The following is a 17,135-nucleotide window of genomic DNA, read 5'->3' as shown; positions in this document are numbered from 1 at the left end:
ATCTTAGATTAGGAGTATGTGCTGCGACGTAAATAATCATTAATCATGAGACACGGTAAAAAGTTTAACCACCTTAGTAGAAAAAAAGGACATCGTAAAGCATTGTTGAAAAATATGTCTATCGCTTTGATCGAGCACAAACGTATTAGAACAACAGTAGCAAAAGCAAAAGCTTTACGTCAGTATATTGAGCCTTTGTTGACTAGAGCTAGAAAAGCAGCTAGTGAAGAAAAAATTAAAGATGCTACACACCACAGACGTGTTATCTTTAGCCATTTGCAAAACAAAGAAGCTGTTAAAACTTTGTTTGGTGAAATCGCAATGAAAATCGCTGACCGTCCAGGTGGTTACGTTCGTATCTTGCGTACTGGTTTCCGTCAAAATGATGCTGCAGATATGTGTATCATCGAATTGGTTGATTTCAACACAGACGCTTTAGAAACGAAGACTACGAAGAAAAAACGTACTCGTCGTAGTAGAAAGAAAAAATCTGCTGACACTACTACAACTGCTACTGAAACAGTTGTTGAAGATAATGAAGAGGCAGTTAACACTGATGATACTACCAAAGAGGAAGAATAATCTTCTTTTTGCACAATAATAGAAGTCATCTCGAATCATTTCGAGATGACTTTTTCTTTTTGAGGTAGATACACACTGTCAACTATTAGTAAATTATACTATCAATCCATATTTTGGTGGTAGATTATTATAATAATACTCCGTTGATTTTTTAGTTTTCCTACGAAAAACGTAAAAAAGCATCTTGCATTAGTTTGATTATCAGTCTTTTAGTGTAAAAATCAACAAAGTGCATCTTACTGATAATCAAACTAATACGATTTTTCAACGGAGTAATGTATAAGATAGCCCCAATCAAAATCTTTTAACTGGACTGAATGAAAGCCTTGTTTAGATATATTAATGTTGTGTTGCAGGCATTGCTTGGAAAGGAATTGGATGCTAAGATTAAGCACTATTTCTTAACTGGTGCCTACAAATCAGTTGTAATGCAAGGTTCTATTGCTTTGCTAACTTTCTTTACAGCTTTATTCATTGCTCGAGTAACAGGAGATACTGGATTTGGTGTTTATACGACGGTTTTTACTTGGATTTCTATTATTAGTGTTGGGGCTACGTTGGGGCTAGACGATTTAGTATTAAAACAACTCCCCATTTATCACAACAAGAAACAAGGAACAAAAATTAAGGGAATTTTGTCTTGGGCAAACGGCTTGGGTTTAGTCGTTGGTGTGTTTTCTGCTCTATGTTTGTTGTTATTAGCAGAATTTTCCGATATAGAAATGCTTCATCAATATGTAGATTATTTCTATTGGGCAGTATGGGTAATTCCATTATTTGTGTTAATGCACATTAATCAAGCTGCTCTAAGAGGATTACATCTATTTGGTTGGGGGCAGTTTGCAGAGAAATTTGTACAACCCTTTTCTTTTTTTATAATTTTAATGCTTTTTTATGCCACTCAGAATTATAAATTAACAGATGAACATGCCATCATAGCACGGACGTTTTCTTTCTTGATAACGGCCATCGTTGCTTTATGGCTTTTATTTAAATTTACAACTACATATCGAGAAGAAAAAGCAAGTTATGATAGCCATCACTGGTGGGGAAGTTGTCGATACTTTGCACTCACCTCTCTTCTTTATATTGTTAACACTCGAATAGATATTCTGTTTTTGAGTTGGTATCAAGTTTCGGAAGCGGAGATCGGCTATTATAATGCAGCCGTAAAACTGTCGGATATGGCTTTAATCCCCTTTGCAGTACTATATACCGTCACAGCACCTATGTTTTCAACTTTATACGCCAATAATAGGATGGAAGAATTGCAAAACTTTTTTACCAAAACAACTCGATTAGCTTGTTTAGTGATTAGTGCGATTTTGTTATGCTTGGTATTGGGAGGAGAGTGGTTTTTGATGTTGTTTGGTGAGAACTTTAGAGAAGGGTATCCCATTTTACTCATCTTATGCATCACCAAGTTTGTCCATGTATTTGTTGGACCCGTAAACTATTTGCTGATGATGGTGAATTTAGAACGAGAAGCAACTTGGATATTGCTATTAAGTGTCCTTTTTACAATCGTTTTGCATCTGATTTTAATTCCTTCTTATGGAATCGAAGGAGCAGGATATGCTACCTTGATAGGCTTATTGTTATTTGAGTTCTTAGTGAGCTGGTTGGCGTATAAAAAAGCGGGAATTGTACCAACTGTATTGGGGCGCTTTTTTATTAGAAAGAATAAATCTTCAAAATAATTCTGTTACCTTTGTTCGGTTAATAAAGGCAGTAGTTCGTAGTTGGTTTGGGGGTTGGTGGTTTGGAAATATAAATCCAACTTAGAAATAGTTTTACACGAACCCAATCAATAAAATTATACAAAGGACTATTGTAGAAAGTGAACGTTAAAAAACGAATTAAGACATACCATCATGAATTTAGCAATAGCATTAGGACTACTTATATTTGGTTTTGCCATTTTAATTAAAGGAGCTGATTTTTTAGTAGATGGTGCATCTGCCGTTGCCAAAAAGTTTGATATATCGGATATGATAATTGGTTTGACCATTGTTTCTTTTGGTACATCTGCCCCTGAATTAGTGGTTAATATAGGAGCTGCTTGGGAAGGAAAAAATGCTATGATAATAGGAAATGTATTGGGCTCTAATATCTTTAATACTTGTCTAATCATCGGAGCTGCTGGACTCATTTATCCGCTTGCAGTACAAAAAGCTACTGTACGAAAAGAACTGCCATTTTCTATATTTATTATATTGCTAATGTTTTTTTTAGCTAATGACGCATTGGTTTTTGGAGGTGAAAATTATGTCTCTCATATTGATGGAATTATTTTATTACTGTTCTTTGGTGCGTTCTTATACTATGTTTACACCAGCTCTAAGAATGCTGATAATTCAGATAATATAGAGATTATCGAAGAAATTCCATTGCCCAAAAGCTTGTTGTATATCATAGGTGGAATGACTGGTTTGATCATCGGTGGAAATCTAGTCTTAGACAATTCGCTAGTTTTTGCAAAATATTTTGGCATGACAGAGCGAGTCATCGGCTTAACCGTCATCGCAATAGGAACGTCTTTACCTGAATTGGCGACTTCCGTTGTGGCTGCCATGAAAAAGAACAGCGATATAGCAATGGGGAATGTGGTTGGGTCTAATATTTTTAATATTTTGTTAGTTTTAGGTTTTAGTTCGACTATTTCACCAACTTTGATTGAGTACGATACAGCAGCAAATTTTGATATTGGATTTTTATTATCAGCAACAATTGTTTTAACAGCTTTTTTATTTATAGGCACAAGGGTGAAACCTACAACGGGAGGTTCTCTAACGTACACGATTGACCGTTGGCAAGCAGGCGTTTTATTGATGGCTGTAATAGGTTACATTGTTTATCTGTTGTTGGCTCAACCTGTTTAAAAGGAAGAAAAAGCCATAGGCTGTTGCTGAGATCCGATATGGCTAAAGTTGTATTGGATACTCATACCCAAACCATAAGCACCATAAGGACTAATACTAATCTTGTCCCAATGTTCATTGAGGCGTTTGCCATTAATGGCATGGACACCAAATTCAATGAAATCATAAATTAACAAAAAGCCTCCTTGTACAATAAACGAATTTCCATACCCAGCTAATCGGTTGCTTAATTTGATATCATTGCGGTTGTTCTTACTCATTTCCCGTAGAAGAAAACCTACCGTAATATAAGTGAAGTCTAAAGCACCATTGACCAAATAAACAGTTTTGATTTTTTGTACTTCCTTGACAGACTGCTCAAAGCTCAACCCTGTACGTTTGGCTTTTACAGCTCCAATTAGCCCTGGAATGGCTAGTCCCAAGTTAATGGCATTAAAGTAAAGGTTCATTTCAAAAAAATGTTGTAGTTCTCCTCTAGTTGTAATTACTCCTACCGTACCAGCAATAAGGTTTGCCCCAGTCCAACTAGAAAAGGCAATCATCCCATTCAAGGTGTGTTTACAACGAGTTTGATTGATTTCATCTAAAGATGTTTGTGCTTGTATAGGAGAAAAAATTATAAAAATAAATAGAAGTAACAACATCTTTTTCATAATAATCTTGTTTAAATGAGTAAAATAGTGCTCAAATATTGATGGACTACAAAGTGCAAGTACTGTGAACTACTAATCAAAATAACAAGGTAACTTATATTAAGTTGACCTATTTTTAAAAATAAAGTTCTTTAAGGAACTATTTGGTAGGAAAATGTTTTGTGTAAGTGTTCAAATTCATTTCAAATTTTAAAATACCTATCTCTAGGTCAGTAATATGATTTTTTATATACCTATTTAACTCAAATAGAACCTATCGTATTATCTTAAAATAAAACAGAAAGATATGCTGTTTTATTTAAAAAATGGGTTACCTTTTTCAAAAGAGGTAAGCCTAAACTTATTCTCTTACAATAGTTGCACATTATCACCTAATTTAAACTTTTATCAGTTACTTTAGAGGCTAAGTATACTGTGACGTAATAAATCTATGCCCTGTTGGTGTACTTTTGTCTATTTTTAGAAAAAACAAGCGTTTCAAATTAATTGATGCAAAAGTATCTCTACTTGATGTTTGTTCAGAAAAAAGCAAAGGTATTTTGTTATCAATAATATAGCAACATCAATTTGCTGTATCAATGGAAGAAAATTATTGTTGGGTATACTAAAATAAATGTACAAGGTATTGGAGATCGTTGAATGGAATGTTACCTTATTCAGTTGAAAACCTTAACTTTACATCTATGTGCAATTAAACTATAATATATATGGCAAACGAATGGAATTTAGGCGAAAAAAAACGCGCCTTAGTAAAAGAAGTAGAGACTGCAGTGCTTGTAGGTTTGATTTCACAAGATCAATCAACCGAACAAGCTATAGAATATTTAGATGAATTGGAATTCTTAGCACAAACTGCAGGAGCTCAAGTAAAAAAAAGGTTTTTACAAAAATTAAAACATCCTGATAATCGTACTTTTGTAGGAAAAGGAAAAGCGGAAGAAATTCGTGAATACGTACAGGAGCATGACATTGATATTGTTATTTTTGATGATGATTTAACCGCAAAACAAGTAGGTATCTTAGAGGAGCGTATGGAGCGCAAAATCTTAGATCGAAGTACATTGATTTTAGATATTTTTGCAGCTCGTGCTCAAACAGCACAAGCAAAAGTACAAGTAGAACTTGCTCAAATGCAGTACTTGCTTCCTAGACTTAGAGGAATGTGGGATCACTTGGAGCGCCAGAAAGGGGGAATTGGAATGCGTGGACCAGGAGAGAAAGAAATTGAAACGGATAGACGTATTGTTCGAGACAAAGTTGCGTTGCTAAAAAAACGACTAGAAAAAATTGATTTGCAAGCACGGACTCAGCGCAAAAACCGTGGAGAGATGATTCGAGTTTCTTTAGTAGGGTATACCAATGTGGGGAAATCTACTTTGATGAATGTGCTGGGAAAAGCAGAAGTCTTGGCAGAGAACAAATTATTTGCTACCTTGGATACAACCGTACGAAAAGTTGTAGTAGATAGAATGCCTTTCTTGCTGTCAGATACAGTTGGGTTTATTCGAAAACTACCGCATCATTTGGTCGAAAGCTTTAAGTCTACTTTGGATGAAGTACGTGAAAGTGACTTGTTGATACAAGTGGTTGATATTTCTCATCCCCAACATATGGAACATATCCAAGTCGTTAATAAGACATTAAAAGACTTAGGAGCAAGCGAAATTCCTATGTTGTATGTTTTTAATAAAATGGACTTGTACCAAGATAATAATTTGGATGAGTTTTTATTGGAAGAAGAACGAGCAACATTGTTGGAAGAACTTAAAGCACAATGGAATATGGAAACAAAAGGAAATGCTTGTTTTATCTCTGCATTGAAAAAGGAAGGTTTAGAGGAGTTGAGAGAAAAGTTGAAATCCTTAATCAATGACTTATATGTAAAACGCTATCCTTACAAAACTAGATTTTGGTAACGCATAAATTTATACTCAAATGCGCTTATTACTGATTGTTCTCTTATGTGTTACATCCTACTGTGCACAAACTCAAAATCTTCCCAAAGGTCTATATCTAGAAGGAAGTTTGCACTTTGGTAAAGCATTCAAGCACCGCTCTACAATTACCATAGATTTTCCAGACTTTAGTTATGGAGGTGAAGTGAACATGGAAGTAAAAACGTATGGTCAAAAACATTGGCATCAGCGCTGCGGCTTTCCTCGTTGGGGAGTCGCAGTTGCTTATCAATCCTCAGGCAATGCCAAAGAAATGGGGCATTGTTTTGCCATTTTGCCCAATATAACGGTTGATTTTTTTAAACGTAAGAAAGTTAGAATATTTGGACGTTTAGGAGTTGGTCTTGGGATTGTAACTCGCCCTTTTGACCGTAGAACAAACCCCCTCAACAATATGGTGGGGTCTTATTTGAATAACAACACATCTTTGCGTCTAGGACTTGCTTGGCGTGTTCACAAAAACTTTGAGATTCGCCCTTCTGCTACGTTCAATCATTACTCCAATGCCGCTTCTACTTTGCCCAACTTAGGAATTAATATTCCTAGTTTTCAATTAGGAATCTGCTACATGCCCAATCCTGTAGAGGAAGAAGATTATATTCGATTAGAGCAATCAGAACGCCCTAAACGGAACAAAAGAATCCAATTTTCAGCTCTTTTCTCAATGGGATTTACAGAAATTGGAACAAACAGTGGTCCTAAATATCCTGCATGGCATGGATCTATAGATGCGGGCTTGTACATTACTAGAAACAATCGTCTAAAGGCTGGCATCGAATACGACTATATTGGTTCCTCTTATGCTTTTACTAGACAAAATGGAGGCTATCAAGGAAAAGATCTACATTGGCAAGCCAGCAGAATTACGCTTTTTGTTGCTGACGAAATAATGATTGGGCGTTTTGCTATTTTAGCACAAGTTGGATTTTATGTTACCCAGAACGTAGGTCAACCTTGGTTTATGTCAATCCGTTTGTCTGGACGTTATTATTTCTTAGATCCATATCAGAATCCCACTGTCCCATTTGTTACCATAACAATGAAATCTCATCGAATTATAGCTGAATATTTCTCTATGGGGTTTGGAGTTGCTTTTTAGTTATTAAAATAGTCTATTGATTGTGAGTTACTTGCTTCGTTTAGGATAAATTTGGCAAAAATTACCTGAAACTTTGGCAAGAATTCGTCTTTGGTTATAATGATAAACAAAGATATTGTTCTTTGTAAAGATAAAGGGTACTTGCAAAATGCATATATTTTTGAGCAGAAAAGTTCAGGATAACTAGGCATTCGACAAGTGTTCTATAATGTCATGTAACACTTATTGTAATATAACAAGACATATTAATTCATAACTAAAAAATTTAATCATGAAAAAGTATTTATTACTATTAACCGTTGTATTATTTGCTTTTAATGCTGATGTAATCGCTCAAGAAGAAGAGGATGAAAAGCTATGGAAAGTAGGGGGCGCTGTAGGAGTTGATTTTGCACAAATGTTCTTTATAAATCCTAAGTTTGGAGCAGGAGAAGACAAAATAGGCTTAGGTGGAAATATAAGTTTCTTTGCTAAATATAAGAAAGAACGTTTTAGCTGGGATAATTTTGCTGGTTTTACGTTTGGTGTGCAGCGTTTAGGCTCTTTTAGAAGAGTTGTTCCATTCCAAAAGTCAGTAGATGAATTACGAATTTCTTCAAATGTTGCTTATGGAATTACGCCAACAAGTCCATTTGGATACTCTTTAGATGCCTTGTTATTAACTCAGATAACGCCTACTTATGACGGAAACTTTCTTTCTGCTCCTCAAGGATCTAATGCATTACCAATTGCACAGTTTTTCTCTCCAGCTACACTGACCGTTTCCCCAGGCATTGCTTATAAGAAAAAGACAAAGTTTGGTACTTTTAATGCTTTGTTGTCACCTGCTTCATTAAAAATGATTATGGTAGGAGATGATAATATTGCTAGTCAAGGACTTCATGGAAACCCTTATACATCTGATACGTCAGGTGTTACAGAACAAGAGTTTATAGATGAGTGGAGAGTTTCTCCTGATGGTGCTTTGCCGAATGGAAATGGATTTTATGCTCATAACTATATTCAATTTGGAGCAACTTTAAAAGCTGGATATGCGCACAAATTCTTTAAGTATAAAGAAGATGACAAAGATAAGCACCGCTTAGTGTTGAGTACTACGCTAAATCTATATAGTAACTACTTGAGATTGCCTCAGCATATTGATGTAGAATGGATTACTAACGTTGATGTATTCTTGTTTAAAGGTTTGTCAATCTCATTTATGACCAATCTATTTTGGGACTATGATGTATTTGTACAAGTTGATGCTGATAATGATGTGAATACAAGTGCTCCAGGTACGTTCAATGGTTATGAATCGAAAGAACGTAGAGTTTCTTTCTTCCAATCTTTATTAATTAAGTATAACTTCCTTTTCTAAATCTAATTTATAGATCCCTTTTTTAACGCTTGTTTTTCAATTTGAAAAACAAGCGTTTCTTTTTGAATTAAAATAATTTAATTATATATATGTAAGTACTTGGCTATTATTTATTTTTTGTTTTTGGCATTGCTTTGGACTATTGGTTTGTGTATCAAAAAGTGATAAATATAATAAAATAATAAATTTGGGTTTTAATTGGGGTGATTTAAGGGCTTGTATGAATGGGAATACGTACAAGTCCACTTTTCCACCACAGTGAAAAAACTTAAAAATACGACATAATAAATTTGGGTTTTAATTGGGGTGATTTAAGGACTTGTATGAATGGGAATACGTACAAGTCTACTTTTCCACCACAGTGAAAAAAAACTTAAAAATACGACATAATAAATTTGGGTTTTAATTGGGGTGATTTAGGACTTGTATGAATGGGAATACGTACAAGTCCACTTTTCCACCACAGTGAAAAAAAACTTAAAAATACGACATAATAAATTTGGGTTTTAATTGGGGTGATTTAAGGACTTGTATGAATGGGAATACGTACAAGTCCACTTTTCCACCACAGTGAAAAAACTTAAAAATACGACATAATAAATTTGGGTTTTAATTGGGGTGATTTAGGACTTGTATGAATGGGAATACGTACAAGTCCACTTTTCCACCACAGTGAAAAAACTTAAAAATACGACATAATAAATTTGGGTTTTAATTGGGGTGATTTAGGACTTGTATGAATGGGAATACGTACAAGTCCACTTTTCCACCACAGTGAAAAAACTTAAAAATACGACATAATAAATTTGGGTTTTAATTGGGGTGATTTAGGACTTGTATGAATGGGAATACGTACAAGTCCTTTTCTTTTTCAAAAAAATAAGGTTTATATCGAAAGATGTAAGCCTTATTTTTTTTGAAAAATGATACCTTTGATTGGAAAATAACATTGAACGAGGAGTGAGCAGAAATTCAAAGTTAGTTCCAAAGCCTTTCTCGTTAAATAAATTGATAAATTCAATTTTGAATTGAAAAAAGATTAAAGATGCGAAAAATAACAGCCGATTGGGTATATCCCATTCATACAAATCCGATCAGAGAAGGTGTTGTTCTTGTTGATGAAAATGGTAGAATAGAAAAGATAGACGTACGTGAAAATTATAATGCGGATGAGTTGGAAATTTACAGTGGAATAATTATTCCTGGTTTTGTAAATACACATTGCCACTTGGAATTATCTCACATGAAAGGCAAAGTACATACGGGAACAAGCTTAATCCCCTTTATCACAAGTGTGGTACAACAGCGAGGAGCTAGTGAAGGAGCTATTCAAGAAGCAATAGCCGCAGCAGACCAATATATGTATGAACAAGGTATTGTTGCTGTTGGTGATATTTCTAATGTAACCGATACGTTTTTGCAAAAATCTAAAAGCAAGCTAAGATATTATACATTTACAGAGTTCTTTGATTTTCTTCAAGAGCAAAATACAGAAATGGAATTTGCTAAATATAAGGCAGTTTATGATGCTTTAGAGGTTGTAGAAGGACACCAAAAAAGTTGTGTTCCGCACGCTCCTTATTCTGTTTCTCCCAAACTTTTTGAGGCAATCAATCAAGTGAATGATGGTTTGCAAAAAACAGTTAGCATTCACAATCAAGAGACTCCGCCAGAGAATCAGCTATTTTTAGAAAAGAAAGGAGGATTTATTGATTTTTATGGAGGTTTTGGTATTGCCTTAGATGATTTTGACGCTACTAAAAAGCCTTCTATTTATTATGCGCTACAACATATGGACCCTTCTCATAGAACCTTGTTTGTGCACAATACATTGACAACGGCTGCCGATATACAAGCGGCGCAAGCATGGAGCGATCAGGTATACTGGGCCACTTGTCCAAATGCGAATTTATACATTGAGAACAATTTGCCCAATTATCAAGCATTTATGGATAATAATGCTAGAATGACAATAGGAACAGATAGTTTAACTTCAAACTGGCAATTGTCTGTTTTGGAGGAGATGAAAACGATTGCAAAATATCAGTCTTATGTGCCTTTTGAAACATTATTAGAATGGGCTACTTTGAATGGGGCGAAGGCATTAGGTTTTGAAGAAGACTTAGGGAGCATCGAAGTAGGAAAACATTGTGGGTTAAATCTCTTGTCCAATTTGAATGAGAAAGGGGAATTAGCCAATAATACGATGGTACAACGCTTGGTGTAATTAAGCAAGTTTAACATAAAATGTCAATCAAAGAAAACAATAGTTATGAAGTGTTCTTTATTATTAGTTTTGTTATTGTTTAGCATCAAAGCCATTGCTCAAGGTTCTTTAACAGCCCCACTCAATGATGTAAACCATTATTTGCATGATCGTATGGAAATTCGAACAGGAAATTTTGGCAACATTCATAGTGGATTAAAACCATTGATGCGAAAAGATATACGCAGTTATCAAGATAGTGTGGTTGCTAAAGACTATTGGTCTACGAATAAGCGTCGTCAAAGTGATTATGATTATGTGCATATTGATTATAATGATGATGACGCTACCATTCAGAGTAAAAAAACTTTTATGAAGTTCTTATATCCCAACGGGGATAAGTCTTTTTTGAGACATTTTTATAGAACACCAGCACATTTATTAGAGGTACGAACCAAGCATTTTTATGCAAACATTAATCCTATTCTACATTTCAAAGGATCTTTTGAGCAATACAATGGCGAAGGGCGTTTGTTATTTCTGAATAGGAGAGGTGCTGCGATTCGAGGCAATATTCTAAATAGAGTTTATTTTTATACAGATGTTATTGAAACACAAGCGGCTTTCCCTACCTATGTGGACAGTAGAATACGAAGAGATTTTGCTGTTCCAGGAGCAGGTTTTTTTAAGCAATATGATAGTAATTTAATACCAGGAAAAGATACTTCGGGAGTAGATTACTTATTGGCGCAAGGGTATGTTGCCGTTGACTTGCTGAAAAACCATATTGGTATCCAGTTTGGTCACGGTCAAAATTTTATTGGAGATGGGCACCGGTCGTTGTTTTTATCCGATTATTCTTCCAATTATTTTTATTTAAAAATAAATACAAGAGTTTGGAAGTTGCATTATCAAAATATCTTTGCAGAACTAACACAAAACTATGGACAAGCACAGCGAGCATTCGATTTAGCATTACCCAAGAAGTATCTAGCAGCACATCATTTAAGTATTAATATTCTTAAAAACCTAAATATTGGTTTATTTGAAGGAGTAGTTTTTAGTAGAAATGGACAATTTGAATTGCAATACCTAAATCCGATCATATTTTATCGAGCTGTAGAACAAGCTGTCGGAAGTCCTGATAATGTCGTAATCGGTTTAAACTGGAAATGGAATTTCTTAAAGCACTTTTCTTTTTATGGACAATTTTTATTGGATGAATTATCTGTTGGCGATTTACTTCGACTTGGAGGAGGTTGGTGGGGCAACAAATTTGCTTTGCAAACGGGGCTAAAATATATAGATGCTTTTGGAGTTGACCACTTGGATATGCAAATAGAGTTTAACATGGCTCGTCCTTATACCTATAGTTTCAGAGACAGTTCTGCCAATTATACCCACTACAACCAACCCTTAGCACACCCTTTGGGAGCTAATTTTATGGAATGGATCGGCATTGTTAATTATCAACCTTTGCCTAGAATGAATATCAGAGCACAGATTAATTATTCTGTTTATGGACAAGATTCTTTAGGTTCCAATTGGGGGACAAATCCAAGTATTGGTTATAATTCTAGAGAACGAGAATTAAACAATCAGATTGGGCAAGGGATCAAAACAAATTTGTTTATTCTTCAATTGCACTGGAGTTACCAAATTCGACACAACCTCTTTGCTGATTTACAATTTATGTACCGCCGAGAGGACGCTGTCATAGATGCTTTAGACAACAACACTTTGTTGTTAGGAATTGGCTTGAGATGGAATATCAGCGAAAAAATGAAAGATTGGTAAAAAAGATTGGCTTGAAAACGTTAGAAAAAAGATTGTTTCTTTTAGTCTAAAATTTTCAAGCCAATACCTGTCGTAACGTCTAGTGACCAAGAGCTGGTGTTTTTGACTGTTTGCCTCCTAATTCATTAGCTTTTGCATTTACCTTTTGAGCTTCTTCTGCACGTCCCAACTTTTCTAAAATAGCACTATGTGTTCGTAGATATTCGGCTTTATAATCAATACTAGTTGCTTGACTAGCCCACTTTTCAGCTGTTTCCAAAAGTTTAGCATCATTGGTTTGCATTAAAACACTACGGGCATATTGATGTAATGTTTGGGCATCCTTTTTGGCATACTTTTTCAAATATTTATCCGAAAGCTTAGTAAAAGCGGTGATGTCCTCTGTGCCAGCAGCATATTTTATGTCAGCATACAAAGCATATTCTTTCGCATATTTAGGGTCTGCTGTTTTCATTTTGAGTTTAGCCTCATCCAATAAGTCAGCTACTTTATACTCAATCGCTTTATTTACAGTCTCATTACAAGCTGATTTTAGTTTCTCTTTAAACGTTTCAGCTGATTTTAATTGAATGATAGCCTCTTTGTTTTCTACGGCAAGTTCAAAAATTTTGGAATCTGCTTCGTTGGCAAAATCAAATAAAAACTCTAGATTTTCTTTAGATGAGAAATCATCTTGTGTTCTGATGTATTCGTTGGCAATTTTTAAATTAGGTTTGGCACTATTCAATAAAGCATAAGCATAAGCACGCAAAAAGTCGGGATCACGTTTCCCTTCTTCGTATTGTTGGGCATATTCTCCTGATTTATCGTTTTTGCTCAAGGCAACCTTTCCAAGTCCTAAGAACTGATCGGCAGGACGACCACCTTTGGCTGCATGAACAACTTCTCCTTTTTCATCCAAAAAAAGCAGCGTAGGGTAAGAATTGACACGATACTTTCCAGCCAACCTAGGACCTTCTCCTTTTTCCATATCTACTTTGATATTAATAAAATGTTTGTTAAAGAACTTTCCAACTTCAGCATCCGAAAAAACATCTTTAGCCATCCGTTTGCAGGGACCGCACCAAGAAGTGTAGGCATCCATAAAGATAATTTTATGTTCTTTTGCGGCCAAGGCTTGTGCTTCAGCCATTGTACCTTTAAAAAACTGAATGCCACTGTCGGCAAATGCCCATTGTAGGCTAACCAATATTAGAAGTCCAGTAAGGAGTTGTTTCATTACACTACATTTTAAATTAGTAGTTCGTTGATTTTTTACTTTTTTATCTTTTTGATAAAAAAAGTACATTTATATTAATTTGGTAATCAATTTTTTTACAAAACGCAGTGAACTTTCAATTTTATGATTACCAAACTAATAAAGTTTTTTAACGAACTGTTGTTAAATAAATAATACACTAATTTTGAGTCCAATTGACTTGGAATCAGGTTGAATGCTATTTTTTTACTTTATGAATAACGAATTTTGAGCCAACTTTTTAATTGTTATCCTAATTAGGATACAAAGCAAGATTATGTGATCAAAATTGTTCGTTTTCCGAATAAAAAAATGGACTATACAATGTTTAACATCAATCCAATGATGATGACTAAAGTACGAATTTTTATAGCGAAGGTTTAATATAAAATCAATTTTAGTGATTATTTAAGAACTTTTTGGAAGCAAAATACATTGTCTAATAGAATTTATTAATTTTACAAATTAAATAATTAAAACAAAAAAGTGTTATGAGTTTGACTGATCGCATTAATGCGGGCATCAAGGATGCTATGAAACAGAAAGATGAGGCAAGAAAACGTACTTTACGTGCAGTAAAAGCACAATTGCTATTACTAAAAACAAGCGGATCGGGAACCGAAATTACAGAAGATCAGGAAATTAAGCTTTTACAAAAAATGGTAAAAGAACGCCAAGATTCTTACGAGATTTATGTAAAACAAAATCGTGATGATTTGGCAGCTCCAGAAAAAGAAGAAATGGATATTATCAAGGAGTTTTTGCCCCAGCAAATGGGAGAAGACGAACTAAGAGAAGCTATCAAAGGCATTATAGACCAAGTAGGAGCTACTTCTATGAAAGATATGGGCAAAGTGATGGGCATGGCAAATAAACAATTTGCAGGTAAAGCTGATGGCAAAACAATCTCTACGATTGTAAAAAGCTTGTTATCCTAAATAATAAATGCTACAAAAGTAGATGCAAACGGGTTTGCCAGTAAAGGTGAATCCGTTTTGTATTTTTGTGTTCTCAGAATGCGATTGTCTTAGGATATGGTTGGTTAGGTTAATAGCTCGTTAGAGAAAAAAAATGATAATGAATTGCTTGCATTGAGCTTTTGATCACCAACGATGCAGTACTCAATAAGTAGCCGTGCAGTTAACTATTATCAGGTAGAATATATTGTAAAATTTATTAGAGGTATAACAAATGGCAGTAGATGTATTATTTATCATAATGGCAACCTTTGGGTTTTACTTTGGGTTTAGTTTTGGTTTGATGAAGGTCGTTTTGGCAGTACTTTCTTTAATGTGTGCAATTCTTGCTGCAATGGCATTTACTCCAATGACCACCAATATTATAATAGATACATTTGAAATAGATTCTGTTTTTTTACCTTTTGTAGCTTTTTTAGTCACTTTGTTGATTGTCTTAATGCTTGCTAGAATAGTTACCAAACTTATAGAGGAAACCGTAGATAACAAGCGTTTTGATATTGTAAGTCAGATTGTAGGTGGGGTGATTATGGGATTTATATTTATCCTTTTATACAGTGTTTTGGTGCTGTTTTTTGGTCAAGCTAGAGTGATTGAGTTGGTATTTAACCAAGGATATAAAATAACAAAGAAAGATATCAACCCTCAACTTGTTGTGCCTGGAAAGCTGGCATTGAGCAAACCTGATACAATCTATTTAAAGATAGATGATGATCATACAACTTATCGTTTTGCTCCAGACAAAAGCAATAGTGAGAAACCTGCAAGTTTGACCATTCGTTTTGAACCAGTGCCTGGAAATCGCTATCTTGGATCTATTGGAAGCTCGGTGCAACAATGGGATATATTGCCAGAAGATACAGTTCGTATTAAATCTAGTGGGCAACTCTTTTTGACTGTAGAGAAAGAAATTCGCTGTTTTTGTGATAGCACCTTTTTAGTAACATCTGTTAATGATACAATGAGTTTTGAATGCCTAGATGATTACTTAGCTGCCAAGAGTGCCACTTCTTTTTTTTACAAATATATTGAAGTAATTCCTCAAAGAGGTACCCAACTAATGAAAGGAATCGCCCCATTTATTGAGCACTTTATAGACTACATGAGTGTAGCACTAGAGCGATTAGATAAAGGGGCTAAAGGAAATAAAGCCCCAATAAATGTCTACTCGGGGGAGGATAATAAAGAGGTTGTGCAGCCTGTTATAGAGGAAGAAATACCAGATTTTGAACCAGAAGAAAGAGACACCATAGGGTTTACTATCGACACCACTAATATGCCTACGATTAGCCCGTCTGTTGATACTACACCCGATTTAGAAGAACCGGAAGAAGTCGAATATGAAGGATAAACCACATTTATTATTATTAGACAACTACGATTCCTTTACTTATAATTTATACGATTATTTGAGTCAATTAGGAGCACGTTGTACCGTTGTTAGAAATGATAAAATTTCCATATTGGAATTAGAAAAGTGTCATTTTGACGCAGTTGTACTCTCACCAGGTCCCAAACGCCCCCAAGATGCAGGTATATTAATGGATTTAATACATCATTTTTATGTCAAAATACCAATTTTAGGCATTTGTTTGGGAATGCAAGCGATTGGAGAGTATTTTGGTGCAAAACTTGTACATGCATCTATACCAGTACATGGTAAGACTTCTTTGGTAGAACATACGCAGAAGGACATTTTTCACGGGATTACGCAACCCACACAAGTAATGCGATACCATTCCTTGCTGTTAAAAAATCTACCTAGTTGCTTAGAGCCAATTGCTTGGACAGCATCTAATGAGTTGATGGCAATTAAACACAACACATATCCTATATGGGGAGTCCAATTTCATCCAGAATCAATTCTAACATTAGACGGGTTAGCAATCTTGGAAAATTGGTTAAAGGTTATCGTGATAAGGCTTAATTCTTAAATTAAATTTAAAACTGCCTTTGAAAAGTATAAATTTCCCTCTTTTACGTTATTCTTGGTAACAATTGGAGCAAAAAAGGAATTAAAAAATAATTTTTTGAGTTCCTTTGATACTTCATAGTTGTTTTGGAATGACAGGTTTTTATTATCTGTACCTATTTCAACTTAACTAAAAAAAGAATAAACATAAAACTCCCATTGCATTTGGTCTACCTACGATTGGGTTTAAAATCAACTTTTTATTTGATAAAAATGAAAAGTGTACAGCAATTTATCAATAGTTCGTTGAAAAATTCTATTAGCTTGATAATCAATAAATTGTGGATTTATTACGTTTTGTTTTTAAATTTTGATTATCAAACTAATATAAATGTGTTTTTTTATCTTTTTGGTAACTAAGCTTGCGATCTCACGAGCGTAGCGAGCTAAAAAAGTAAAAAATCAACGAACTACT

General features: G+C 34.6%; 13 protein-coding genes. 11 read left to right on the top strand and 2 right to left on the bottom strand.

What is annotated here, in order from left to right:
• Window positions 1–45 precede the first annotated feature (45 nt).
• The 3 genes from rplQ to QP953_RS00265 all read left to right on the top strand — a co-directional run bounded on the left by rplQ (window position 46) and on the right by QP953_RS00265 (window position 3,464).
• Window positions 46–582 (top strand): 50S ribosomal protein L17, encoded by a 537-nt coding sequence (gene rplQ, locus QP953_RS00275; RefSeq protein WP_052595494.1) that lies wholly within the window; start codon window positions 46–48, stop codon window positions 580–582.
• Window positions 583–899: 317 nt separating this feature from the next.
• Window positions 900–2,282, top strand: a complete 1,383-nt coding sequence (locus tag QP953_RS00270; protein ID WP_309553627.1) for a flippase — start codon at window positions 900–902, stop codon at window positions 2,280–2,282.
• Between the two features lie 174 nt (window positions 2,283–2,456).
• Entirely contained in the window at window positions 2,457–3,464 is a 1,008-nt protein-coding gene (locus QP953_RS00265) for a calcium/sodium antiporter (RefSeq protein WP_309553626.1), read from the top strand.
• Here QP953_RS00265 and QP953_RS00260 read toward each other — a convergent pair.
• Window positions 3,461–4,117, bottom strand: coding sequence for a DUF6992 family protein (locus tag QP953_RS00260; RefSeq protein WP_309553625.1), 657 nt, complete (start codon window positions 4,115–4,117; stop codon window positions 3,461–3,463). The two genes, QP953_RS00265 and QP953_RS00260, sit on opposite strands and share 4 nt — an antisense overlap.
• A 707-nt stretch (window positions 4,118–4,824) precedes the next feature.
• Between QP953_RS00260 and hflX the strand changes: the two genes are divergently transcribed.
• The 5 genes from hflX to QP953_RS00235 all read left to right on the top strand — a co-directional run bounded on the left by hflX (window position 4,825) and on the right by QP953_RS00235 (window position 12,534).
• Window positions 4,825–6,033, top strand: a complete 1,209-nt coding sequence (hflX, locus tag QP953_RS00255) for a GTPase HflX (RefSeq protein WP_052595486.1) — start codon at window positions 4,825–4,827, stop codon at window positions 6,031–6,033.
• Between the two features lie 19 nt (window positions 6,034–6,052).
• Complete coding sequence (locus QP953_RS00250) at window positions 6,053–7,171, top strand: acyloxyacyl hydrolase (RefSeq protein WP_052595485.1); 1,119 nt, start codon at window positions 6,053–6,055, stop codon at window positions 7,169–7,171.
• A gap of 271 nt (window positions 7,172–7,442) precedes the next feature.
• Window positions 7,443–8,531: a DUF3078 domain-containing protein gene (locus tag QP953_RS00245; protein WP_052595483.1), complete on the top strand. Its 1,089-nt coding sequence runs from the start codon at window positions 7,443–7,445 to the stop codon at window positions 8,529–8,531.
• 1,045 nt (window positions 8,532–9,576) lie between these two features.
• Window positions 9,577–10,758: an amidohydrolase family protein gene (locus QP953_RS00240; RefSeq protein WP_309553624.1), complete on the top strand. Its 1,182-nt coding sequence runs from the start codon at window positions 9,577–9,579 to the stop codon at window positions 10,756–10,758.
• A 45-nt stretch (window positions 10,759–10,803) separates the two neighbouring features.
• A complete protein-coding gene (locus QP953_RS00235) occupies window positions 10,804–12,534 on the top strand; it encodes a hypothetical protein (protein ID WP_052600252.1) in 1,731 nt (576 codons plus the stop codon).
• A gap of 79 nt (window positions 12,535–12,613) precedes the next feature.
• Here the strand turns inward: QP953_RS00235 and QP953_RS00230 are convergent, their stop codons facing one another.
• The gene (locus QP953_RS00230) at window positions 12,614–13,753 is read right to left on the bottom strand and encodes a thioredoxin fold domain-containing protein (protein WP_309553623.1); all 1,140 of its coding nucleotides are present in this window, start codon (window positions 13,751–13,753) and stop codon (window positions 12,614–12,616) included.
• Between the two features lie 509 nt (window positions 13,754–14,262).
• On the opposite strand from QP953_RS00230, the gene QP953_RS00225 reads away from it, so the two are divergent.
• The 3 genes from QP953_RS00225 to QP953_RS00215 all read left to right on the top strand — a co-directional run bounded on the left by QP953_RS00225 (window position 14,263) and on the right by QP953_RS00215 (window position 16,682).
• The gene (locus QP953_RS00225) at window positions 14,263–14,709 is read left to right on the top strand and encodes a GatB/YqeY domain-containing protein (protein ID WP_052600253.1); all 447 of its coding nucleotides are present in this window, start codon (window positions 14,263–14,265) and stop codon (window positions 14,707–14,709) included.
• 253 nt (window positions 14,710–14,962) lie between these two features.
• On the top strand, window positions 14,963–16,099 hold the full coding sequence (locus QP953_RS00220) for a CvpA family protein (RefSeq protein ID WP_309553622.1): 1,137 nt from the start codon (window positions 14,963–14,965) through the stop codon (window positions 16,097–16,099).
• Window positions 16,089–16,682, top strand: coding sequence for an aminodeoxychorismate/anthranilate synthase component II (locus QP953_RS00215; RefSeq protein WP_052600255.1), 594 nt, complete (start codon window positions 16,089–16,091; stop codon window positions 16,680–16,682). The genes QP953_RS00220 and QP953_RS00215 overlap by 11 nt, the downstream gene beginning before the upstream one ends.
• Window positions 16,683–17,135 lie beyond the last annotated feature (453 nt).

Origin of the sequence: Aureispira sp. CCB-E, assembly GCF_031326345.1 — a bacterium.
Lineage (GTDB): Bacteria > Bacteroidota > Bacteroidia > Chitinophagales > Saprospiraceae > Aureispira.
The sequence above is the reverse complement of the archived record's forward strand: the minus strand, read 5'-3'. Positions and strand labels throughout refer to the sequence as shown.

What these genes read in the sequence shown, in the direction of transcription:
- QP953_RS00235 (WP_052600252.1), top strand. Translation starts at nt 10,804, where the DNA reads ATGAAGTGTTCTTTATTATTAGTTTTGTTATTGTTTAGCATCAAAGCC.
- QP953_RS00265 (WP_309553626.1), top strand. Translation starts at nt 2,457, where the DNA reads ATGAATTTAGCAATAGCATTAGGACTACTTATATTTGGTTTTGCCATT.
- QP953_RS00225 (WP_052600253.1), top strand. Translation starts at nt 14,263, where the DNA reads ATGAGTTTGACTGATCGCATTAATGCGGGCATCAAGGATGCTATGAAA.
- QP953_RS00220 (WP_309553622.1), top strand. Translation starts at nt 14,963, where the DNA reads ATGGCAGTAGATGTATTATTTATCATAATGGCAACCTTTGGGTTTTAC.
- QP953_RS00250 (WP_052595485.1), top strand. Translation starts at nt 6,053, where the DNA reads ATGCGCTTATTACTGATTGTTCTCTTATGTGTTACATCCTACTGTGCA.
- hflX (WP_052595486.1), top strand. Translation starts at nt 4,825, where the DNA reads ATGGCAAACGAATGGAATTTAGGCGAAAAAAAACGCGCCTTAGTAAAA.
- QP953_RS00240 (WP_309553624.1), top strand. Translation starts at nt 9,577, where the DNA reads ATGCGAAAAATAACAGCCGATTGGGTATATCCCATTCATACAAATCCG.
- QP953_RS00230 (WP_309553623.1), bottom strand. Translation starts at nt 13,753, where the DNA reads ATGAAACAACTCCTTACTGGACTTCTAATATTGGTTAGCCTACAATGG.
- QP953_RS00245 (WP_052595483.1), top strand. Translation starts at nt 7,443, where the DNA reads ATGAAAAAGTATTTATTACTATTAACCGTTGTATTATTTGCTTTTAAT.
- QP953_RS00260 (WP_309553625.1), bottom strand. Translation starts at nt 4,117, where the DNA reads ATGAAAAAGATGTTGTTACTTCTATTTATTTTTATAATTTTTTCTCCT.
- QP953_RS00270 (WP_309553627.1), top strand. Translation starts at nt 900, where the DNA reads ATGAAAGCCTTGTTTAGATATATTAATGTTGTGTTGCAGGCATTGCTT.
- QP953_RS00215 (WP_052600255.1), top strand. Translation starts at nt 16,089, where the DNA reads ATGAAGGATAAACCACATTTATTATTATTAGACAACTACGATTCCTTT.
- rplQ (WP_052595494.1), top strand. Translation starts at nt 46, where the DNA reads ATGAGACACGGTAAAAAGTTTAACCACCTTAGTAGAAAAAAAGGACAT.